The sequence below is a fragment of the bacterium genome, from assembly GCA_035370465.1.
Classification (GTDB): domain Bacteria; phylum Ratteibacteria; class UBA8468; order B48-G9; family JAFGKM01; genus JAGGVW01.
This window is the reverse complement of the sequence record DAOOVW010000090.1, coordinates 1-2,512: the sequence shown is the minus strand read 5'-3', so window position 1 is coordinate 2,512 and position 2,512 is coordinate 1. Positions and strand designations below refer to the sequence as shown.

Here is a 2,512-nt window from a genome sequence, read left to right as displayed (position 1 = left end):
TTTCCCATATTTATAATAATGTATTTCGTATTGGGGGTATCGTTGGGAAAGGCTCGCCCGTAGGGCTACGCCCGAGGGGGAAGCACCCCTGTCCCAGGAGCGAAAGCGACGGCACAGGTTCAAGTCCTGTACCGCCCATTGAAAGTTTGGTGGAGGACTGTCCTCCACATTAAAGAAAATGGAAGACCTTTTTGAACCAGAACAACAGAATTTTGAAAGGAACTCCCTCTCAGTTAAAATGCGTCCTGAAATACTTGATGAGTATGTTGGACAGCAACATTTATTAGGTGAGGGGAAGATTTTAAGAAAACTTATAGAGAAGGATAATATTCCTTCAATGATTTTATTTGGTCCGCCAGGATGTGGAAAGACAGCCCTTGCTTTTCTTATTGCACATCAGACGAAAAAGCCATTTTATCCTCTTAATGCAGTTACCTCTACTGTTTCAGATGTACGAGAAGTAATAAAAATTGCAAGAGAAAAGTTCAGTCAAACAGGAAAATCAACTATTTTATTTTTGGATGAAATTTCACATTTCAATAAATTGCAACAGGACGCTTTAATGAGAGATGTTGAAGAAGGTATTATAATTTTGATAGGAACTACAACTCATAATCCGTATTTTTATATAAATACACCTTTACTTTCAAGATGCACTGTTTTTGAATTAAAACCATTAACTGATGAGGATATTGAGAGAATAATAAAAAATGCAATTAAGGATAGAAAGAAGGGATTGGGAAACTATAACTTAAAAATAACAGAGGAAGCAATAAAATATATTGTAAAATCAAGTGAAGGGGATGCAAGAAAATCGTTAAATACTCTTGAAATTGGTGTTTCAATTGCTCCTGTTAATTCAGATGGAGTTATAAATTTTGATATTGATATTGCCAGAGAATGTATGCAGAAAAAGTATCTCTTGTATGATAGAGAGGACCGGCACTATGATACAATTTCTGCTTTTATTAAAAGTATGCGTGGTTCTGACCCTGATGCTGCTATTTATTATTTAGCAAAGATGATTGCGAGTGGTGAAGACCCTAAATTTATTGCAAGAAGGATTTTGATATGTGCAAGTGAAGATGTTGGTAATGCAGACCCACAAGCACTTTTAATTGCGAATGCTTGCTATCAAGCAGTTGAAGTTATAGGTATGCCAGAAAGCAGGATTATTCTTGCACAGGCAACAATTTATGTGGCTACTGCACCTAAAAGTAATTCATCATATCTTGCAATTGAAAAAGCAATTGAAGATGTTGAAAGCGAAAAAACTAAAGTTGTTCCTGAGTATCTTCAACATGGCGGGTATAAAGGAGCAGAAGAATTAAAAAGGGGGCAGGGATATATCTATCCACATGATTATCCATATCATTATTATCCTCAAAAATATGTTTATGGAGAAAAAAATTTTTATATTCCAACAGATATTGGTTATGAAAAAAGAATAAAAAGTTATTTAAATTTTATTGAACGACTTAAAAAAGAATATGAAAAAAGAGGAAATAAGGAAAGAAATAAAGAACAAAAGAGAAAGGATGGAGAAGGAGGAATGGAAGGAAAAAAGTATTGTAATCCAAAATAAGTTTTTAAGTACTTTGTCATTAGAAAATTTCTCCTGTGTTCTTACTTATGTCAATGTTGATAGAGAAGTTAAAACAGATTTAATTATTAAAACGGCTCTCTCAAATGGTAAAAGAATATGTGTTCCCAAAATTGACTGGATAGAAAAGATTTTTATTCCTGTGAAAATTCTATCTTTTTCAGATATTGATTTTAATAAGAAAATCCCTCAACCAAAGAATAATGATACTGTCTCTTATGATGAAATAAATTTATCAATTACACCAGGTATTGTATTTGATATATATGGGAATAGAATTGGGAGGGGAGAGGGATTTTATGACAAATTTTTTCAGAATTTAAAAAATGTGTTTAAAGTTGCCCTTGCTTTTGATTTCCAGGTTTTAGAAGATAAATTGCCAGTGAAGGAATATGATAGTAAAGTGGATTTGATAATTACTGAAAAAAGAATTATAAGGTGTTGAAAGTAAAGAGAAAAGAAGTTATAATGTTTTAAGTAGAAAAATTTGGGTAATATATTATCGTTAGGAAGTTTTTCCCTTCTCCCAGAGGGGGAGAAGGCGAGGGTTGAGGGGGGATTGTTCTACACAGTCCACAGGCTCGCCCGTTGGCTATGCCCAGAGGGATCCTGCGGAGCAGTTTAAGGAAAGCATACGAACCAGCCCTACAAGGTAAGAGCAATGTAAGGAAACGGGGTTTAATAAAAGTAGCCAGTAGCAAGAAAAAAATGAGGAAAATGTAAAAGAAAAAGTCCCCTCACCTATCCTCTCCCCACCGGGGAGAGGAAGACGAGGGAAAGTTGCTTTTTGAGGCTAATGTATTATAAATTTGGTACAGCCGGAGTGGTGGAACCTCGGCGTTGTCTTTCCCCTGATACTTCACTATGATTTGCTTACGCCGAGCTGGTGCGGATGAGAGTGAAAAATTT

2 protein-coding genes are annotated in these 2,512 nt (G+C 35.2%); both read left to right on the top strand.

Annotation, left to right across the window (positions count from 1 at the left end; genetic code table 11):
* Positions 1–178 precede the first annotated feature (178 nt).
* Positions 179–1,585: a replication-associated recombination protein A gene (locus tag PLW95_08065; protein HOV22610.1), complete on the top strand. Its 1,407-nt coding sequence runs from the start codon at positions 179–181 to the stop codon at positions 1,583–1,585.
* Positions 1,539–2,048, top strand: a complete 510-nt coding sequence (locus tag PLW95_08060; protein ID HOV22609.1) for a 5-formyltetrahydrofolate cyclo-ligase — start codon at positions 1,539–1,541, stop codon at positions 2,046–2,048. The genes PLW95_08065 and PLW95_08060 overlap by 47 nt, the downstream gene beginning before the upstream one ends.
* Positions 2,049–2,512 lie beyond the last annotated feature (464 nt).